The organism is bacterium, from assembly GCA_017744355.1.
Classification (GTDB): domain Bacteria; phylum Cyanobacteriota; class Sericytochromatia; order S15B-MN24; family UBA4093; genus JAGIBK01.
Genome location: JAGIBK010000005.1, coordinates 283,086 through 301,982 on the forward strand (window position 1 = coordinate 283,086; position 18,897 = coordinate 301,982).

General features: G+C 67.8%; 15 protein-coding genes. 14 read left to right on the forward strand and 1 reads right to left on the reverse strand.

All coding sequences use genetic code 11. The features are described from left to right. Positions 1 to 22 precede the first annotated feature (22 nt). The 14 genes from J7643_14265 (at position 23) to J7643_14330 (ending at position 17,222) form a co-directional block, all read left to right on the forward strand. Entirely contained in the window at positions 23 to 988 is a 966-nt protein-coding gene (locus J7643_14265; protein MBO9541750.1) for a hypothetical protein, read from the forward strand. Between the two features lie 99 nt (positions 989 to 1,087). Then, positions 1,088 to 1,567 carry a lytic transglycosylase domain-containing protein gene (locus J7643_14270; protein MBO9541751.1) on the forward strand — a complete coding sequence of 160 codons (480 nt, stop codon included), beginning with the start codon at positions 1,088 to 1,090 and terminating at the stop codon, positions 1,565 to 1,567. After that, a complete protein-coding gene (locus tag J7643_14275) occupies positions 1,564 to 2,397 on the forward strand; it encodes a M23 family metallopeptidase (protein MBO9541752.1) in 834 nt (277 codons plus the stop codon). Before J7643_14270 ends, J7643_14275 begins: the two co-directional genes overlap by 4 nt. A 130-nt stretch (positions 2,398 to 2,527) precedes the next feature. Then, positions 2,528 to 3,067 (forward strand): DUF4332 domain-containing protein, encoded by a 540-nt coding sequence (locus J7643_14280; protein ID MBO9541753.1) that lies wholly within the window; start codon positions 2,528 to 2,530, stop codon positions 3,065 to 3,067. Between the two features lie 224 nt (positions 3,068 to 3,291). Continuing rightward, positions 3,292 to 5,031 (forward strand): hypothetical protein, encoded by a 1,740-nt coding sequence (locus J7643_14285; protein MBO9541754.1) that lies wholly within the window; start codon positions 3,292 to 3,294, stop codon positions 5,029 to 5,031. 17 nt (positions 5,032 to 5,048) lie between these two features. Next, entirely contained in the window at positions 5,049 to 6,758 is a 1,710-nt protein-coding gene (locus tag J7643_14290) for a hypothetical protein (protein MBO9541755.1), read from the forward strand. 9 nt (positions 6,759 to 6,767) lie between these two features. Further along, positions 6,768 to 8,261 carry a hypothetical protein gene (locus tag J7643_14295; protein MBO9541756.1) on the forward strand — a complete coding sequence of 498 codons (1,494 nt, stop codon included), beginning with the start codon at positions 6,768 to 6,770 and terminating at the stop codon, positions 8,259 to 8,261. Between the two features lie 20 nt (positions 8,262 to 8,281). Beyond that, positions 8,282 to 9,820: a hypothetical protein gene (locus J7643_14300; GenBank protein ID MBO9541757.1), complete on the forward strand. Its 1,539-nt coding sequence runs from the start codon at positions 8,282 to 8,284 to the stop codon at positions 9,818 to 9,820. A gap of 11 nt (positions 9,821 to 9,831) precedes the next feature. Then, positions 9,832 to 10,479 (forward strand): hypothetical protein, encoded by a 648-nt coding sequence (locus J7643_14305; protein MBO9541758.1) that lies wholly within the window; start codon positions 9,832 to 9,834, stop codon positions 10,477 to 10,479. A 189-nt stretch (positions 10,480 to 10,668) separates the two neighbouring features. Beyond that, the gene (locus tag J7643_14310) at positions 10,669 to 12,339 is read left to right on the forward strand and encodes a hypothetical protein (GenBank protein MBO9541759.1); all 1,671 of its coding nucleotides are present in this window, start codon (positions 10,669 to 10,671) and stop codon (positions 12,337 to 12,339) included. 15 nt (positions 12,340 to 12,354) lie between these two features. Next, positions 12,355 to 14,172 carry a hypothetical protein gene (locus J7643_14315; GenBank protein ID MBO9541760.1) on the forward strand — a complete coding sequence of 606 codons (1,818 nt, stop codon included), beginning with the start codon at positions 12,355 to 12,357 and terminating at the stop codon, positions 14,170 to 14,172. Beyond that, a complete protein-coding gene (locus J7643_14320; GenBank protein MBO9541761.1) occupies positions 14,173 to 15,693 on the forward strand; it encodes a hypothetical protein in 1,521 nt (506 codons plus the stop codon). It abuts the gene before it with no gap. 18 nt (positions 15,694 to 15,711) lie between these two features. After that, positions 15,712 to 16,659, forward strand: a complete 948-nt coding sequence (locus J7643_14325; GenBank protein ID MBO9541762.1) for a hypothetical protein — start codon at positions 15,712 to 15,714, stop codon at positions 16,657 to 16,659. Positions 16,660 to 16,661: 2 nt separating this feature from the next. After that, the gene (locus J7643_14330; protein ID MBO9541763.1) at positions 16,662 to 17,222 is read left to right on the forward strand and encodes a hypothetical protein; all 561 of its coding nucleotides are present in this window, start codon (positions 16,662 to 16,664) and stop codon (positions 17,220 to 17,222) included. 39 nt (positions 17,223 to 17,261) lie between these two features. Here the strand turns inward: J7643_14330 and J7643_14335 are convergent, their stop codons facing one another. Continuing rightward, the gene (locus J7643_14335; GenBank protein ID MBO9541764.1) at positions 17,262 to 18,749 is read right to left on the reverse strand and encodes an AAA family ATPase; all 1,488 of its coding nucleotides are present in this window, start codon (positions 18,747 to 18,749) and stop codon (positions 17,262 to 17,264) included. Positions 18,750 to 18,897 lie beyond the last annotated feature (148 nt).

An 18,897-nucleotide genomic window follows, 5' to 3' on the forward strand; every position in this document is an offset into this window, starting at 1 on the left:
GGCCTCTGCTATGATTGCTCATATGAAGACCACATCCGCTCTCGGCCGTCCCACCGATTTGCCCTGTCCCGCTTGCGGCGCCCTGATGCGCACCCAGCCCTACACCCGCACCAAGTCCCTCGTCTGGTGTGCCGGCTGCGGCTGGAACCTCGCGGGCAGCGCCAAGTTCCTACGCTCGTCGAATCTGGGCGAGTTTGGCCGCGCCGCCTGGCTCTTGCCGCTCGCGGTGCCGGTGGCCTTCCTCTTCCATCGCCTGGATCCGTTCGTCGCCTACGGTCTCGATCTGCTGCTCGTGATCGCGGTCTTCCTGCCGGCCCTCCTGCGGAGCCAGGGCAACTCGAACCTGGCTCGCACCTTCGAGGCGCTCGCGGCCAAGCAGCCCTTCAAGGCGCGCGGCGGTACCTGGCAAAAGGAGCCCGAACTCGAAGCGCCGATCCCGCGTGCTGCGGGCCTTCGAGGGACCGCTGAGCCGATCAAGGGCTTGCTGATCCTGCTGCGCCTGCTGTGGGCGGTGGTCTTCATCTCGGGCCTGGTGGCCCTGACGCCCCTTGCTCGCCTGGTGGGCCCTCAGTTGCAGTTCAGCGCGCTCATGCTGCTCGCGCTCTGCGTGCTGCCCCTGTTCGGGACGATCCTCGGGGTGGTGCTCGCGCTCCTGCGCGATCGCCACCTGGTGGCTTCGGGCTACGTCTGCCAGGGGGAGATTGCCCTGCAGGCGACCCACCTGCGCCGGGTGAAGGCCGGTGAGTGGACGCTCGTCTCGCGCTACCGCTACCGCTTCACCGACCCCCACGGCACGCCCCGCGACGGGGCGGCCCGCGAGGAGGGCCGAGCCACGGTCGAGGGCGCTCCGCTCACGGTGCTCGATTCGCCCCGGGATCCGCGGCTGCACGCGAGCTACCCGGCCTGTCTCTACCTGGCGACGCCCAGCAGCGCCGCGGCTAACGGCCTTGAGTCCTCGGCGACGGGCAGCACGACGGGTGTACGCTAGCCAGCTTGCTCACCTCTTCGAAACGCCGACGCAATATGCGTGCAAACAGGTAACCTCTGCCTGCATGCTATACTTGGTCCTCTAAGCAAGGAGGTGCCTTTGCGTAAATTCGTCGTCCTGCCCCTGCTGCTCATCGGTCTGGCCCTTCCCGCCACCGCTGCGAGCCAAGCTCCCTCGCTCGCCAAGGACGATCCCGTCGTTCGCTTCATCACCTCGCACTACGGCCGCGCCAAGGCCGAGCGCTTCGCCCCGCTCATCCACGAGAAGGCCACCAAGCATGGCCACGATCCCCTGCTCATCGCTCGCCTCATCAAGCTGGAGAGCGATTTCCAGCCCCGCGAGCGCACCGGTGATGCCATGGGCCTGATGCAGATCCGCAAGGGGCACGCTCGCCGCGGCGAGGACCTCTACGATCCGGCGACCAACCTCGAGTTCGGCTGCCGCCTCTTGGCCGAGTACACCCGGATGTTCGGCGGCGACAAGCACAAGGGCCTGTCGGCCTACCTTCACGGTCCCATCTACGTCGCCAACCGCGGCGTGCGGCACACCAAGTACAGCCGCCGCCTGATGGGAGAATGAGCGAATCCTTTGAATCGCCCGGAGCCAAGCTCCGGGCGATCGACTTTAGTCCCCGCACCCTCGGTCTCTTGAGGCCCCTGAGCGGGCCCCTGACCTACCTGGGGCTGCGGGTGGGCGGCCGTGATGTGCCGGTCTACGCTTTCTTCGACCACACCTGCCGCGCGATCGCCTACCCCATGCGCTTTGCCGTCACTACCTGCCGCGATTGGCGCGGGGGGCAGCTCACCTACGACAAGCACCTGGGCACCGACTTCGTCGTGCCCGTCGGCACCCCCGTCACCGCCGCCGCCGCGGGCGTGGTGCTCGCCGCGCGCCACGAGCCCGTGGGCGGCCACTACCTCTGGATCGATCACGGGGGCGGTTACTCCACGGTCTACCAGCATCTGAGCGTGATGCTGGTGCGCGAGGGCCAGAAAGTGGCGCGCGGCGAGCTCATCGCCAAGTCGGGCGGCACGGGGCTCGCCATCGAGACCTTCTTTCCCCTGGTGCCGCCACACTTGCACTTCGCCCTCTTCATCGACGGAGTGCCCGCCGATCCTTTCCCCGGCGAGGCCTCGCCAGGCTTCTGGGCGGGTGGGACGGATCCGCGTCCCTATGACTTCGAGGCCGCGCTGGATCTGCCTCTCTCCGAGGAAGGGATCGCCAAAAGCGACCTGCTGGCGGCTTTCGCCGAGGACGAGTTGCTTGCGACCAACTTCATCCCGCCCCTTCAGGCCCTTGCGCCCGAACGCTTCAGCCACGGCGGCGACTGGCGCAACCTCTGGGATCGGCCACGATTGGCCATGAGCCTGCCTTTCAGGGCCGAGGACGTCTCACGCCTCGCTTTCTGAACTATAACGAATCGTCATTAGTAGGTTAAATCGAGCGATCTTGCGCAAGATCGCTCCTGCCATGCGCGATAAACCTATTAAGCAAGTATTAAATCCTTGTCATGAGACGATGAAAAGTGAGGTTTTCGACATGATGCAAGTTCGCTTGGCCCTCGTTGCGATGCTGGCTTTCGGTGCGCTGGCTGGCTGCGGGACCCCCACGGGCTCGCCGCTGGCGGTAGCCGAGGATGTCGATGCGGAAGCGAATCGCGCCTACACGATCATCGACATGCAGGGCATCGGCCCGGTGTACGCCGCCAAGCTCAAGGAAGCGGGCCTCAACACCACCGCCAAGTACCTCGATGCGACCAAGAGCCGCAAGGATCGTCAGGTGCTCGCCGACAAGACCGGCATCTCCTACAAGCTGATCCTGCGCTGGACTCGCAAGGCGGACCTGATGCGGATCTCGGGCATCGGCGTCAAGCAGGCCGATCTGCTCGAAGCCTGCGGCGTGGCCTCGGTCAAGGAGCTTGCGCGTCGCAACGCCCGGAACCTGGCCGAGCGCGTCTGGGCGGCCAACAACATCTCGCGTCCCTTCGTCAAGGGCGGCACCCCCACCGAGGCGCGCATCGCGGCCTGGATCGAGGCCGCCAAGGTCGTCGTCCAGCAGGTGGACGACGAGCAGCCCTAGCCTTAAGCGACTCTTCACGAAAGCGGCACCCCCGGTCGGGGGTGCCGTTTTTTTGCTGAAAACTTATGTCGTTTGTTTGTCACATGACGTTACGGAATTGTGACGCATGTCGGGACGATGGTCCCAACTCGTAAGGAGCAAGGGGGGGTATTTTCGCTGTGGGCGCTGGATTCAGCTCCCTCAGTCGAGCCGCCGCGTCGCTTTTTCACGAGTGGAGAGCATGCATGTCAGAACCCAAGAGCCGCCACCAGGCGGGACGGATTGCAGGTAGGATGGGCGGGCCGGCGCTGGTGGCCCTCGCCTTGACGCTTTCGCTCACCGGCTGCCCCCAGGCCCTGACCTCCCTGCCCGGTATCACGGGGGGAGCGCCCACTCCGGCCCCCGAGCAGCAGGCCGGCACCGTCACGGTCAAGGTTCCCCCGTTGCAGGCAGCGGTCCCCCTCACCCTCGCTGCCCCCGCGCTCCAGCAGGCTGCCGGCCTCCAGCAAGCCGCCGGTCTTCAACAAGCCGCCGGCTACCGGGTCCAGGCCGAAGATTCTTCCTACAGCGAGGCCCCGGTTCCCAACTCGGTGGTGATCGCCCTGTGCACCACGGGCGGCCAGCAGATCGTCGGCACCACCGACTCCCAGGGCCGGGTCCTCCTCAAGCTCGACCTCAACAAGGTCTACTACATCACCGCCCCCTTCGTGGACGCCCTTGGGGCTTACCGGGAGTTCCGCACCATCGTCAAGGTCGGCAAGGACCAGCGAGACAACCCGCCTCCCCAGAGCGTCAACTTCGCTTCGACCGTCGTCACGGCCGCCATCACCGCCAAGAGCGGCGGGGACTTCCGGAACCTCAAGGCGATCGACGTCAAGGAGGTCCAGAAAGCGGTCGAGGCCACCCAGACGATCATCCGGGCCAAGTCCGACCTGCTGGCTTCCGTCCTGCTGGATACCAATGCGGGGAACGCGGCGTCGATCGACATGGCCCTCAAGACCATCGCCATGGCCAAGGAGAGCGATCCGGCCCTCGCCGACGTTCCCAGCCCCATGGCGGCGGTCGAGGAGGCCCACCGGAGCCACGACGAGACCGTGAGCCTCAAGCCCTCCGGCGAGGAGGAGACGGTCACGGTCGCGGTGGGAGCGGGTCAGGATGCGACCAAGGCGGCCCAGGAGCAACTGGCGGCGGCCACCCCGGCGCCGACCCCGCGCCCGACGCCGACCCCCGCCCCCACCGCGACCCCCACGCCGCCGCCGATGCCGACCGTCTCGCGCTTCGAGTTCGAGCCGGGGATCCCCACCCAGATCTTCCTGCCGCTCGTGGTCGACGGGCTGCCCGTCGTGGACCCCGCCTACCCCGGGGCCGCCCTCATGAAGACCCGGACCGTCCTGTCCGACGACACGGTGATCGCCGCGGCCAAGTGGTCCATCGCCGCAGGGGACCAGGGAGGCAAGATCTCGGTCGGCGCCGGCATCCTGCGGATCGACCCGACGGCGGTCCCCGGCTACGTCAACGTCAAGGCCGAGCCCATCCTGCCCTCGGCGCTCTCGGCGATCAAGCCGATCCAGCTCCTGGCCACGCCGGAGCGCGTGGCCGCGGTGCGCACCGCGTTGCCGGACGGGGTTGCGGGCCTCACGGTGCCCGCGGACTTCACCGTGCCGGGCGACAACAACCTGAGCGGCCTCACCTCCGTCAAGCTCAACACTCGCCTGGTCTGGAACGATCGCCGCGAGTCGACGCTCGCAGGTAGCACGCCCCACCTGAAGTGGAGCACGACGACCCCGAACCTGGTGTCGATCGACGCGGACGGCACGGTCCGAGCGCTGCCCAACAGCGGCGGCGGCACGGCGGTGGTCACGGTGACGGCCAACTTCCCCGTCCCGCCGACCAATCGCCTGGTCGCCACCCCCTCTGCGACCGTTCAGATCCCCATCGTGCGCAAGTCCGAGACGCCGATCGAGATCGTCTTCCCCTCGTTCTAGTGGCAAGGAGACCGCAGGTGAGATTGAAGCAATACCTTCGCTGGGAGCTCTTGCTGGCCCTGAGCCTGGTGGGATGCACCGCCGCGATTCCCAACCGCCTCGGAGGCGAGGCCGGGGCCCCCGGCGCCGCCGGCACGCGCTTGGCCGAGCCGGTCGCGCAGGGCGGCAGCCTTTACTTCCAGATCCGCTGGCCCGGCCCGCGCCTGAGCACGCAGGCCGTCCAGTTCAACCCCGACGCCGTCAAGGTCTTCGTCAAGAAGGCCGATGGCACCGCGATCCAGTCCCAGGTCCTGACCCGGCCCACCGACGGGACCTTCGTGAGGACCGCGAGGTTCACCCTCGACCCGGCCCTGAAGCAGGTCGACGTCTTCGCCGAGGCCTGGCAGGCGGATAAGCTGCTGGCCAAGGGCAAGCACCTGGCGGTCCCGGTGCGCGACAACACCTCGACCCCGGTGGCGATCGCCCTGGATCTGGTCGACCAGAACGGCAACCAGACGGGCCTCGACCTGCGCCTGGCCCCCGAGCTGGCGATGCTCCACAGCCTCCCCGAGCTGGCCGCGCGCTACTCCAACCTCAGGACGTACGGCACCTCGCCCGAGTTCCTGGAGATCAAGGCCGCCCTCGACGCGACCATCGCCCGATTGTTCGGGGATCGCCGCGACGAGCGCGCCCCTTCCCCGTCGCCCACCGTGGCCGCTGCCCCGTACCGGGTGCAGAGCCTCGAGAACCCGAGCTTCCGGCTCATCGACGCCCCGTTCCAGGCCGTCGATCTCGTGGACGGCGTCCCGAGCGTCCTGTACTGGCCCGGCTTCCAGGGGGCTTATTCCTTCAGCGGCGGCAGCACCGGCCTGCACACCCTGGACCTCGCCGTGACCCCGGCCGGGCAGGACTTGACCACGGCCAACCTTCACGGGGAGCTGGATGCCGATGCCTGGGTGAGCGAGCCGAACCTGATGCCGATCGCGAAGGGCTACGAGCCGGGTGCCACCGAGGTGAGCACGCGCTCGGTCGCCTTGCTCGGCGGCATGCGCCCCGACTTCAAGACCCTGCGGCAAGGCAAGCTGCACTTGGACGTGGCTCCCGGCGGGATGGCCGCCCGGGGCGCGGCGCTGGATCTGGCCCTGGACCAGGTCCGCGACGTCTCGAGCACCGCCTTCTACCAGTTCCTCCAATCCAAGGTCCAGTCGTCGCTGCCGACCGCCAACTGGCCGTCGCACGCGGCACTCGTCGCCCAAACGCCCACCCTCGCGGCCACGGCCGACATCAAGGCCGCCGACGACTTCCTGGGCGGCCAGCTGAAGTCGATCTGGCGCCTCTTGGACAAGGATGGCAAGCCGGGCCACTACGACCTGGCTCTTGGCGTCCAGGAGCGCCTGGGCACGGTGAACGGTAAGCCCGAGATCGCCGGAGCGGACGTGGCCTTCGCCCTGGACGACGTGGCGCTCGGCTTGCGCCTGAAGGGCCTCGCCCACGTGGAGACCTCTCCGCCGAAGGTGACCATCCAGGCCTCGTTCGTCGACATCGCCTCCAACCTGGTCCTGGGAACCCTCAACTACGAGGTGCCCATCGACTCCCTGGGCCGCGTGGACTTCAGCCGTCTGGCCTCCTGGCCAGTGCTGACGGTCGCCGACCCGACCAAGCCGGATGCCCCGAAGACGTCCTACCGCCTGACGCCGGGCTTCTTCTCCGGCGACGTGGACGGCACGATTCAGGTCGAGGTGCGATAGGTGAGAGCCATGAAGCAAACGCAACTGCATACGCTGGCCATCCTGGCCCTTTCGGTGGCGATCGCGGGGTGCGCGACGCCTACCCTCCTCGGGGGCCGCGGGGCTCCCAGCCGGGTCGATGCGGCCCAGCCGGCCGCGACGGGCGGCACCGTGGAGCTCCACCTCCACTGGCCCGACAAGCAGGTCGGGTACGGCGCCCAGGCCATCCCCAACCGGGCGACTCACGCGGTGGTGACCCTGACGGAGGCTTCGGGCTCGGTCCACACGGCCGAGCTGGCCCGTCCTACCGCCCCGGCGCCAGAGCCCACCCCCAACAAGGACGGGATGACCTCGCAGGGCATGGAGGGAGGTCCACCCGCCCCCATGGGCGGCGCCTCCTGGCGCCTTGCCCAGCAAGAGGGCGTCACCCTCAAGGCCGAGCTGTTCGACCAGGAAGGCCGTAGCGTCGGGTCGGCCACCCGGACGGTGGACGTGATCGCGGGCTACCATTCGGTCGTTGCGCTGGACATCCTGGTCGAGGGGGCCCCGAAGCTCGAGGTCGTGAACCCGACCGCCTTCAAGATCGGGGATCGGATCGTCCTGGAGGGCCGGAACTTCGGTCTGTCCCACCCCGACTGGTCGCCCGCCGGGGTCTACCTGGAGAGCGAAGGGACCTACGCCTGGGGCTCGGCCTTCGGGCCCGAGACCCATCAGTACCGGAACATGGTCTACCTGCCGCCTTCCAGCGTGAAGGTCGTCTCGGACTCGCGAATCGAGGTGACGATCCCGTCCAGCATGGAGAACGGCTGGCACTTCGTGGATGCCCTCTGGAACTACTTCCACGCGAACGGCAACCAGCAGCTCTACCTGGGGGTCACGGTGGACGGCGTCAACTCGAACCGGGTGCCGGTCTCCATCCCCCGGGGGACCTCCGCGGGGGTCACCGTGACCGTCGAGCAGGGCCGCGAGGCCCCGTCGCGCGAGGCGGCGACGGCCTCGGTCGATCTGACGGCGGCCCCGTTCGGGATCCCGGCGGCGAGCGGCTCCAAGTGGGTCTTCGAGGTCGCCGGGACCGACGGGGACCGCGCCGGCGGCACCCAGACGATGAGCGTCCAGCTGCTGAACGACGACGGAGAAGCCCTCGTCTCGTCCAACGCTCAGGGGGCTCCGACCAGCGGCTGGCGCACCAACCTGCGCTGGGACTGGCAGTGGGGCTTCATGCGGAGCCTCTCGGCGCCCGCGGCCCTGGGCATTCAGGTTCTCCCCGACGAGCAGGTCCCCATGCCGGGCGGCGGCACGGCGATCGCTCGGCACCTCTTCTACACCGCGCAGGGCGGGCCTGACGCCACCTCGGTGCGGGATCTCTGGGTCGTGCCGGGGGTCGGTCCCGTCCGCATCCGCGAGGTGACCCTCCACGCGAACCAGGATCCCGGAAGCGAGGGCAAGGGGATGGCGCGCCAGACGCGCGAATACCGTCTGGTCGCCTTCGAGCCGCCCGCCGGCCCCGCGCCGGTGCGTCAATAGGGAGAGTGAGGCCCATGCTCATGAAGAATCGTTCCCCCTTCGTCGCAGTGCTCGCGCTTTCCCTGGCGACCGTGAGCGGCTGCGCGGCCTTGCCCGGAAACCTCTTGGCCGCAAGGCCCGAGGCCGCGACGACGGCCCAAGCGCTGAGCAGCCTGAAGCTGCTCGTCGACTCGGGCGCCTATCGGGCCCAGGCCGTGGACCTGTCGGCGATCGCCATCCACGTGCGGCTGGAGTTCCCGTACCAGTCCGACGCCTCCCCCCGGACCCTCGACGTTCAGAGCGGGGTGCCCGCGGTGTTCGGGGATCTGGCCCCGGGGCATGCCCTGCTCACCGTGTCGGCCCAGAACGTGGTGACAAACCAGCTCATCGACACCCAGTCGCGCTGGGTGGACCTGCTGCCCGGCGTCCAGGCGGCGGCCCAGTTCGCCTTGACCGTCGGCGGCTCCACGGCGGCCGACGTCGGGGTCACCTTCGGCGCGAACACCCGGGATTACCGGACGTTCGACCAGCCCGACGGCCTCGACCCCGACTTCAGGGCGGCACTCGGCAACGGCCAGTTCATGCCCGGGCGCCGGGTGCTGCCGTTCCAGCTGGAGACGCCCGAGGGCACGAGCTACTTGACCTTCACCACGGACGCGGACCACCTGGAGCGCCAGATCGCTCACCAGCCGTCGGTGAGCTACCCTTCCAACGCCTGGTATCAGCTGCCCGGGCATGCCGTGCGGGTCGACTCCGAGCCCCTCCTGGGGCAGACGAAGGTTCGCCACTTCCGCTGGTCGAACGAGTACGAGGCGAACGACGAGCGTCGCCTCTACACCTTCGATCGGTGGGTGACCCCCTTGGAAGGGACGATCAAGGAGACCGTCAGCGAGAACGGTGTCGTCCGCTCGACCCTGAGCCGGACCCCTGTCCGGCTCGCCGGGATGCTTCTCAGGGGATCGGATCCCCTGACCATGCCCTTCCCGCTCGGCCTCAAGCGCTGGGACGGTGAGGCCTTCGTGCCGGCTGAGGCAGGCACGGCGCGGGACGAGAAGGGGAACACCCTCTTCTTCGGGGTCACGCCAGGCCGCTATCAGGTCGTCTATGACGCGTCGACGGGGTTCATGGATCCCTCGCTCGCGGCGCGCGTCGTCTCGGCGCCCGTCCAGGTAAGCGACATGGGCCAGGCGTCGTTCGGCCTCGACGTGGGCTGGGAGCTCAGGCCCTCGATCGGTCCAACTGCGAAGCGCGAGTTCGTGCCCGGCTTCGACGCCTTCGCCTTCGCTCCGAAGAGCGGCGCGCCCGACGCCGAATACCAGGTGGTGGTCGCGTCGGCTTCCTACACGGAAGGTCGGCCAACTTACCAGCCGGTCTGGAGCTCCGCCTGGGGGCCTGCCGGCAGCGTGGCCTGGAACGGGAAGGCGGGTGAGGAGGTCAGCGATCCGGTCGGTGTCGACGCGCCGACGGGCGACTACGCCTATCACGTGAGGTTCCGCAAACAGGGGACCGCCTTCGGGGGCGAGGGTTCCTACGGCCAGAGCCACTGGCAGTCCTTCCGCCTCATGCGCGCGCCGCTTTAAAGGAGAAGCCCATGAAACCTTCGAAGCTCTTCGTCTTTGCAGGGGCGCTCTTGCTTGCGATCGCGGGCTGCGCCTCGCTTCCCCCGACTTCCCAGGCTCCGCTCGGGCCGAGCAACTCAAGTGAAGCCCCGGCGCTGACCCTCAAGCTCGACCTGGGACGTCGGGTCCAGGCGGTGGCGCGCGACGTGGCAGGAGCGCGGGTCAGCCTCTCGGTCGCAGGCCGGGTGTTCGAGACCCAGGCCACCCTGTCGGTCGTTCCGCTCGCTTCCCCTTCGCCCGGTGGCCCTACGCCATCGCCGAGCCAGGCCCCGCTCGAAAACGTGATCGAGCTGTCGAAGGCGACGGGGATGGCGCTGGTCGCAGGGGATGCCAGGGTCCACGTCGAGGCCATCGACCAGGAGGGGCGGGTGATCGGGAGCGGCGACGCGGTGGCGCCGCTCCTGATCGGGCGCCGTAGCTACGTCCAGGTCCTGGTGAAGCTGGACAGCACCGGCCGGACGGAATATATGCCCTTCACGCCCCTGGGACCGCAGCCGAGCCCATCGCCTGAGCCCACCTGGTTCCCTTCGGCCGAGCCGCTCCCGTCCCCGACCGGGAGCCCTTCGTTCGAGCCGACGCCGGAGCCTACCAGGAGCCCCTCGCCCGAGCCGACGCCATAAAACCACCCCCCTGGGCGTGATGTCCACGGCCGCAAAGACGCCCCCCAAGCGGGGGGCGTCTTTGCTTTGGGATAGAGTGACGGCGGGGCGTTCTTGTAATAAAAGCGACATAACCCGGGTAATTTCATGATGGCCCTTGCTTGTTTCGATCACATCGATTGAGCGGTGTCCATGCCGTGGAGAGCCTACATGTCCGAACCGAAGAACCTGCCCCCCACACGCACAAGCGCCCGTCGGGCCGTTGTGCTCGGCGCGCTGAGCTTGTCGCTTGCCGGCTGTCCTATGGGGGCGGGCTGGGACGATAAGCCCGGCATCACGCAGACTCCGCCGCCGACGGGCAACAACCTCGTGACCGTGGCGCCCCTCGCGACGGTTGCGCCCATCCGCGTGACCGCGCCCTCGTTGCAGCAGGCGGCGGGCCTCCAGCAGGCCGCAGGGCTGCAACAGGCAGCAGGCTTGCAGCAGGCCGCGGGATTGCAACAGGCGGCAGGGCTTCAGCAGGCCGTGGGATACCGGACCCAGGCCGGCTACGGCATCCAGGCCGACGAGAACTTTTACGCCGAGGTGCCGGTGGCAGGCGCCGAGGTCATCGCCTATCCCGCGGCAGGCGGCGATCCGGTTATCGGGAGTACGGACGAGCAGGGCTTCGTCCGCCTCAAGCTGGACGTCAACAAGGTCTACACCATCGTCGCCAAGTTCAAGGACGCCACGGGTCAGGACAAGCAGTTCAAGGCCATCACCAAGGTCGAAAAGGACCAGGTGGACAAGCCCGAGGAGCAGAAGTCCCAGCTCAAGCTGGACCTGGCCTCGACCCTGGTCGCCGAGACGGTGGCCAAGGCTCAGGGCGACAACCTCAAGACCGTCGACGTCGCCAAGGTCGCCGAGGCGGTCGCGGCGACCAAGACCGTGCTGGCGGCCAGGCCCGAGGCCCTCGTCTCGGTCCTGCTCAACACCGACACCACCAAGTTCGAGCAGGTGCAGCAGGCGCTCAAGCAGATCTCGTTCGTCCAGCAGACGACCGATGCGCTCAAGGGCCTGCGCGACGCGGCCGATGCGCTCTCTGCGGCGCAGACCAGCTTCGACCCCACGGTCAACACCCGCAAGGGCGGCGAGCAAGAGCCCGCGGCGCCCACGGCGACCCCCACCCCGACGCCGCCCTCGAGCTTCAACCAGGTCCCGGTCAAGGCCCCGACGGCCGTCAAGGTCTTCGAGCCGGCACCGAACTTCCCGACCAAGGTCTACATCCCCTTCAAGGTCGCAGGCGAAGACGTCAGCGACCCCATCGCCTTCCCGACCGCGCTGCTGCTCAAGGCGAACGCCAAGCTCACGGACGACACCGCCTTCGAGCCGACCTGGTCGCTCGTCCAAGAGAAGGCGGGCGTCAGGATCGTGGGCAGCCTGCTCGTCGTCTCCTCGGGCGCGAGGCCCGGCGAGATCACCCTGAAGGCGACGCACGGCGACCGTACCTTCCAGGTCGGCCCCATCAGCGTTCTGAGCACCCCCGTGCGGGTCAAGAAGATCTCGCTCACGGTGCCGCAACCGCTGAAGCTGGTCGTGCCGCCCGAAGGGCCCCTGCCCCCGGGCGCGACGCTCATCGGCGCCTCGACCGCATCACTTGGCCTCAGCCTCGAGATGAACAACAAGACGACCTCTACCGACTTCGGCTTGGTGGCTTGGTACGCCTCGCCTTCCGCCCACGTGCGGGTCGATGCGGCCAATCGCCAGCTGCGCGTCTTGTCGGGCGCGCCGGTCGGTCTGTACGAGATCTTCGGGCTCGCCTCCACGGACAGCGCCACGGTGTCGACCAAGGTTCAGATCGATGTCGAGCGCAAGAGCCAGATCGGCGCCGAGATTCAGTAGCGGAGGAAAGAAGACGTGAGAACGAAGCGAATCCTTCGCTGGGAGATCCTGCTCGCCCTGGGCCTGGTCGGTTGTACGGCGGTCGCGCCGAGCCGCATCGGGCCTCCATCCACTTCGACAGCCCAAGGGCCCGAAGCGTCGGCGATCGCGCCCGCCCACCACACAAGCAGCCTGATCCTTCGCATCCGCTGGCCCGAGCGGCAGGGTCTCGCGACCCAGGCCATCCCGAACGCCACCGAGAAGATCGTGGTGACCATCCTGGGCCCGAACGGCGCCAAGGTCCACGAGAAGACGGCACAGCGCCCGGCTGCCGGTCAGTTGAACACCCCCACCACCCTCACCTTCGATCTGGATCCGGCGCTCGGCTCGGTCACGCTCGAGGCGGTCGCCTACGGCCCGGGCAACACGCGCCTGGCCGAAGGCCGCCAGGCGAATATCCGCCTGCTGGACAACGTGGCGCTCGGGGTGTCGATCACGCTGACGGACACCGGCGCGCTCCAGGTCGTGTACGCGAACCAGCTGGCGCTGGTCAAGAACCTGGAAGGCTACATGGAGCGCTTCCACGACTTCGCCAACTACGAGCGGACGTCGGAAGGCGAGGCCATCAAGGGCGCCTTCGATCGCGTGTTGGGCCGGAGGACCCTCGGCGATCTGCTGCGGCCGTATTCCCCCCCGCCCGAGGATGAGGGTGGCTTCCCGATGCCGTCCGAGGGGGTGCCCCCCGCAGGCCCGGAAAGGCTCTGGGAGGTCGGCGTGGAGCCCGAGTTCGAAGGCTCCTGGGGGGTCGATCTCCTGGGTCGATCGCTCCTGGCGCTCTACTGGCAGGGCTATACCAGCCCGGATGCCTGGGCGAACTTCAAGGGGGACTGGCAGCTGAGCAGGCCCGACCCTCAGCGCTGGCAGCTTGACGTGAACGGGGCGCCCGATTCCTTCGGTGGGCAGTATTCCGACCAGAGCACCTTCGCCTTGCGCGCCAGGATGGACGCCGGCCAGTGGACGGATACGCCTTGGGGCACGCGCTTCCTTCGCGGTAGCAATGATGGCCCCTTCGTCACGCGGATCATCGATCTGTTCGGGCCGAAGACACCCGTCTTCGGGACCATGGGCGCCTTCAGCCTCGACTTCGACCTGACACCCAATGGGGATGCGGCCCGCGCTTATTCCTACCGCTTCGAGGCGGATTCTTTCAGGAGCAGCGCCTCGGTCCCGGTTGCCCTCAACACGGAGCTCGGCGGTCCGGTGGATCTGCTGTGGGACTTGCTGCGCGACCCCATCTTCTCGCGCCTGACCGACCTCAGCACCCACCTGCCTGCGCTGCCGGGGCGGGTCTCGATCGTCAGCCACTACCCGTCACTGCAGTCGACCATGTCGATGGCGGTTCGCTCGGCATCCACGATCGACCTCAACGTGGCGGCGCGCCTGAAGGACAATGCCGGTGCACGGGTGACCTTCCCCGTCGCCATGAGCTTTTCGCCGACCTACGCCTTCGAGCAAGGCAAGCGCAAGCTCGCCACCAACAAGGTGCACTTCGAGGTCGCGGATTCCCAGCAGCAGCTGAAGCTGGTGGGTGATTTCGAGCAAGGGCCGACCGTCATGACCCTGCACGCCCAGATCGTGGACACCTCGGGACGCCAGACGAACACGCTATTGGCGACCCTCGACCACACCTGGAACAAGCACCCGAATGGTGGCTTCGACTTCAGCCGCATCGCGGATTTCCCGCTCCTCGTGGTGAACGACGATCCCGATGAGTCGAAACGGACGCGCTATCGCTTGACGCCCGGCTTCTTCAACGGCGACAAGCTGGGCCACGTGAGCGTGGAGGTACGGTAGGTGATCAAGATGAGTACGCGCTCCTGGGCTTCGGCGATCGCGATCGCCACCACCCTCGCGATCGCCGCCTGCGCGATGCCGCCTTCCCTGAACGGCGGCGCGGGCAACCGGTCTGCGGCCGAGCAGGCCATCAAGCATGAGATGGGGAAGCTTGCGATCAGCGTCGCCTGGCCCCGCAAGACCCAGGCGATCCCCTTCCGCGCCACCAAGATGGTCATTCGCCTGACCAAGGCGGGCAGCGCCGCCTCGCCCGAGCACGAGCTGCCGGTCATGGATGCGAGCGATGCCGCCTTCCCGGACGTCGTCATCGACCGGGGCGATAACCCGCTGACCAGCTACGGGCCGACGACTTACGAGTGGGACATCCCACAGCAGGCGGATGTCCGCCTGTCGGCGATCCTCTACGAAGATGACGCGGTGATCGGCTCCGATGCGCGCGTTATCGACGTGATCGCCGGCGTGCACTCCCACGTGGGGCTCAACATCGTGCTCAACGCGGCGAACGCATCCCACCTGACGAGCATCTCCAGCGACTCGCTCGGGGTCGGCGACGTGATCACCCTGACGGGCTCGAACTTCGCGAAGGACCGGGAAGCCTGGAGCAAGCAGGTCTTTTTCCAGATCGAGAGCGACTGGCGGATGGGCGGTTCTCCCCATCCGTCGCCCAGCGGCGGCCCCATGGTCGAGGTTGAGCGCGTTTACTTCCCTGCCAATCGGGTCGAGGTGGTGAGCGACTCCGAGATCCGGGTGACCATCCCCGCCACCTTCCCTTACTATCCGGGGCAATCCTCGGAGTCGGGCATTCCGCTGCTCTCGAGGCTCTGGAGCTACTTCCGGGATCCCAGCGCGGCCCGTCTCTTCATCGGGGTCGATGTGGACGGCGCCGCCACCGAGCTGAAGCCCGTCACGTTCAAGCCGGGCGCGCTGGCCGCAGACGTGACACTCACCGCGGACGCGGTGGCCCCCGCCAAGGCGAGCGGGCGCAATGGCCCCCTCTGGGTGGATGACCACTACATGGATCCCGCCGTGGAGTCGGGAAGCTACTGGACCTATCGCGTGCAGGGGCCTTCGTACTGGCAGCAGCGAGAGGTGACGGTTCGCATCTCGAACCCTGGCGGATCCTGGGAGGGCGGCGCGGAGATCCTTGAGGGCCCCCAGGTGGCGCAGGTCGCGGATCTGGCCAATCACCCGGAGTTCGACTTCATGTGCTTCCTGAACCCGCAGACCCGGGTTTATCAGCAGGGCTTCGGCCCTGACAACGACACGGTCACCTACACCTACACGGTGCCTCACTTCACGCGCGGCGGTCAGAAGTACCCGAGACCCGGCGCGATTCGCGAGGTCACGATCCGGCGCAACGTCGGCGTCGTGTACATGCGCGAAACCTACCTCGCACGGTTCGGGGATCGGATCGAACGGGAAGTGAGGGAATACGGGCTGATGAACTCGCCCGTGGCGCCCTCGGCAGGGACCGTCTGGCCCACCCCGTGGCCCTCGATGACGCCCGTCCCCGGGGTCTAGTCGCGAGGGGAGGAACGAATGATGATGAGGTCCAAGATGCGCCTGCGCCACCTGCTACTCGCCGCCCTCTCGGTTTCCTTGGTCGGATGCCAGGGGCTTTCCGGTGTGCTCTCCCCGAGCACTGGCGGCGGCATGAGTGCGGTGCAGGCACAGACCGGCGGCCTGACGGTCCGACTCGGCAACGCGGCGCTCGCCTACAAGGCGCAGCAACTGACGGACTTCCCGTTGGAAGAGGTGGAGGTCCTGGTGACGGTGGAGAGCCCGGACGCGCAGGATCCCGCCGTGCGTCGCCAAGAACGAACGGTCAGGCTCGGCCAGGTGATCGAGTTCGCCCAGGTTCCTGCCGGGTACGTGGACGTGACGGCCATCGCCTTATACAAGGGGCAGGTCTTCGACCGGCAATACACCAGTGCGGCGATCATGCCCGGTGGCTCGGAGACCGTCACGCTCGAACTGAATGTGGGCGCGAGCGCGCTGGATCTCGACTTCGGGTCCGCGCTGCCCGTTCGCCGTATGGACGTTCGCGACCTGCCGGAGTTCGCGGCCTACCAGCTGCCTTCGGGCGCCGAGAGCATCGACTTCGATCTGGTGGATGCCAGCGGAGCGACCGAATCGATTTCGTTCCGCCATGCCGACGGCTGGCTCTATCGCAAGCTCGGCCTTGAGCCCTGGCCCGAGGCGAGTGAGTGGTGGCGCTTCTCGTTCGGCTGGGGCGCCCTCACGACCCTGCCCGCGCATGCGACCATCGTCGGGGCGGAGGCGCCCTGGAACGGCTGGGCCGGAACGGTGAAGCGCTTCCAGTGGGAGAACGTCTACGTCACCAATCGCAACGGGAGCACGCAGGACGTCACCTATCGCTTCGACCGCTGGTACTCGCCCACCGAGGGCCTGCTGCGCGAGGACGTCCACGAGGCGAGCGGCTCGCAGCCTATCCTGGTGACCCGCATGATCCGGAAGGGGCTTTGAGCATGAGCGTCACGAACAAGACTTTCGCCCTCCTGGGCGCCTGCGGCGCCGTGGCCGCGCTCTTGATAGCGGGGTGCGCGTCGTTCCCCGCGGCGGGGGCCGGTACCCCCGCGGGCCAGATCGCCGAGGCCCCGAAGGCCTCGCTCTCGCTGCGCGTGCGTCTGCCGAGGACGGTCCAGGTGGTGAGGAGCGAGATCACCGGCGCGACGATCAGCGTCACGATCGACGGCGAGGCGCCGATCCAGGTGCCTGTCGCCCTGTCATCCAGCGACGGCAACGTACGCCTGCCTGTGCCGGATAGGGACCTGGGGGAAGCCGAGGCGTTCTCGCTCGAGGATCTACCCCAGGGGGATGCGGTCGTGAGGCTGGACCTCTACCGAGGAACCGAGATCGTCGGCACCGGGGAGGCCCTGGTGCCGCTCATCCGGGGATACCGCTCGGCCGCTTTCATTCAGATTTACCTGGACAGCCGCGGCAAGACCGATATGAAGCCCCTGGCACCCTTGCCGGGCGCCACCGTCAGGCCCGAGAACCCGCCGTCGGATCTCTACCCGCCTGCTTAGCCGTCAGCCGCCCCGCTCCGAAGAGCGGGGCGGCGTCGTTCATGCGACCCACTCGTTGCGATCGCCGTCCGAGGCGTTGCGCTTGGGTTTGGTCCCGCGCAGGACGGCGTGGATGTCGGGCTCGTAGAGCACTTCGTGGTCCAAGAGCCCCTGAGCGAGTCGCTCCAGGTCCTCGCGCCGCTCGATGAGCACCTCGCGGGCTTGCTCGTAGGCCTCGCGCAAGACCTGCTCGACGGCCAGATCCAGCCGCTCGCGGGTGGCCTCGGAGCAGGTCAGCTCCTTGTAGTTGATGGGGGATCCCCCGAGCATCCCCAGCTCCCAGACCAGGAGCTCGGCGATCTTGGTGGCGCGCTTGAGGTCCGAGTGGGCGCCGCTCGTCACCTCACCGAAGACCATCTCTTCGGCGACGCGGCCGCCCATGAGGACGGCGAGCTCCGAGCAGTACTCTTCGCGGGTGATCAGGTGCCGGTCCTCGCGCTCCACCGACCAGGTGTAGCCCAGGGCGTGGCGGCCGGTGGGGATGATTGAGGCCTTGTGCAGGCGCTTGTGCGGCTGGGTGCGCAGGCTGACCACCGCATGGCCCGCCTCGTGGTAAGCGACCACCCGGCGCTCGTGAGGATTGAGCGGGTGCGAGGCGTTCTCGAGCCCGATCCCCAGGCGCTCCATGGCCTTCGAGAAGTCCTCGTGGCGTACCTGCGAGCGTCGCTCGCGCACCGCGAGGATCGAGGCCTCGTTGACCACCGAAGCCAGATCCGCCCCGCTCATGTTGGTGGCGGCCCGCGCCAGCGCCCGCAAATCCACGCTGCGGTCGAGCTGCACCTTGCGGGAGTAGTGGGCCAGGAGCGCCTCGCGCCCCTTGAGGTCGGGCAGTCCCACGTGGATCTTGCGGTCGAAGCGTCCGGGCCTGAGAAGGGCCGTATCGAGCGACTCCTCGTAGTTGGTCGCCCCGATGGTGATCACGTTGCTGTCGCGGCCGAAACCGTCCAGCTCGACCAGGAACTGGTTGAGGGTGTTGTTGCCCTCTTGGCCGCCGAACTGGTTGCTGCTGCGCGAGCGCCCCAACGCGTCGATCTCGTCGATGAACACGATGGCCGCAGGGTGCTTGCGGGCCTTCTTGTAGAGGGAGCGGATCCGGCTTGCGCCCACCCCCACGAAGACCTCGACGAAGTCCGCACCCGAAAGAGAGTAGAATGGGACTCCGGCCTCGTTGGCGATGGCCTTGGCCAGAAGGGTCTTGCCGGTACCGGGCGGCCCGACCAGGAGGATCCCCTTGGGAATCTTGGCGCCGATCCGCTCGAAGGTCTGGGCGTTCTTGAGGAAGTCGACGACCTCCTGGGCCTCGCGCTTGGCTTCGTCGATGCCGAGCACGTCCTTGAAGCGCACGTCATTGTTGGTCTCGCGGCTTGGGTCGAATTTGGCGCGGTTGAACATCCCCCCCATCACCCGCGCGTACACCAGGCAGAAGACCACGGCGTAGAGCACGATCATGACGAAGGTGAGGGCGAGTTGGATGAGGATTTCGAGCATGCGGCACCTCCTCGACTGGGGCCCCGGGATCGTAGCATTCAAGGAAGCGTTAGCCGTTCTCCCGGGGCGCCAAAAACCCTCCCCAGATCTGACCATCGAGGAAGGAGGGGATCCGGCGAGAATCGGGTATAGAGGGAAGAACCCACCG

Coding starts and splice junctions, on each gene's coding strand:
- J7643_14310 (MBO9541759.1), top strand. CDS start 10,669: ATGTCCGAACCGAAGAACCTGCCCCCCACACGCACAAGCGCCCGTCGG.
- J7643_14295 (MBO9541756.1), top strand. CDS start 6,768: ATGAAGCAAACGCAACTGCATACGCTGGCCATCCTGGCCCTTTCGGTG.
- J7643_14275 (MBO9541752.1), top strand. CDS start 1,564: ATGAGCGAATCCTTTGAATCGCCCGGAGCCAAGCTCCGGGCGATCGAC.
- J7643_14335 (MBO9541764.1), bottom strand. CDS start 18,749: ATGCTCGAAATCCTCATCCAACTCGCCCTCACCTTCGTCATGATCGTG.
- J7643_14300 (MBO9541757.1), top strand. CDS start 8,282: ATGAAGAATCGTTCCCCCTTCGTCGCAGTGCTCGCGCTTTCCCTGGCG.
- J7643_14330 (MBO9541763.1), top strand. CDS start 16,662: ATGAGCGTCACGAACAAGACTTTCGCCCTCCTGGGCGCCTGCGGCGCC.
- J7643_14285 (MBO9541754.1), top strand. CDS start 3,292: ATGTCAGAACCCAAGAGCCGCCACCAGGCGGGACGGATTGCAGGTAGG.
- J7643_14265 (MBO9541750.1), top strand. CDS start 23: ATGAAGACCACATCCGCTCTCGGCCGTCCCACCGATTTGCCCTGTCCC.
- J7643_14280 (MBO9541753.1), top strand. CDS start 2,528: ATGATGCAAGTTCGCTTGGCCCTCGTTGCGATGCTGGCTTTCGGTGCG.
- J7643_14305 (MBO9541758.1), top strand. CDS start 9,832: ATGAAACCTTCGAAGCTCTTCGTCTTTGCAGGGGCGCTCTTGCTTGCG.
- J7643_14325 (MBO9541762.1), top strand. CDS start 15,712: ATGATGATGAGGTCCAAGATGCGCCTGCGCCACCTGCTACTCGCCGCC.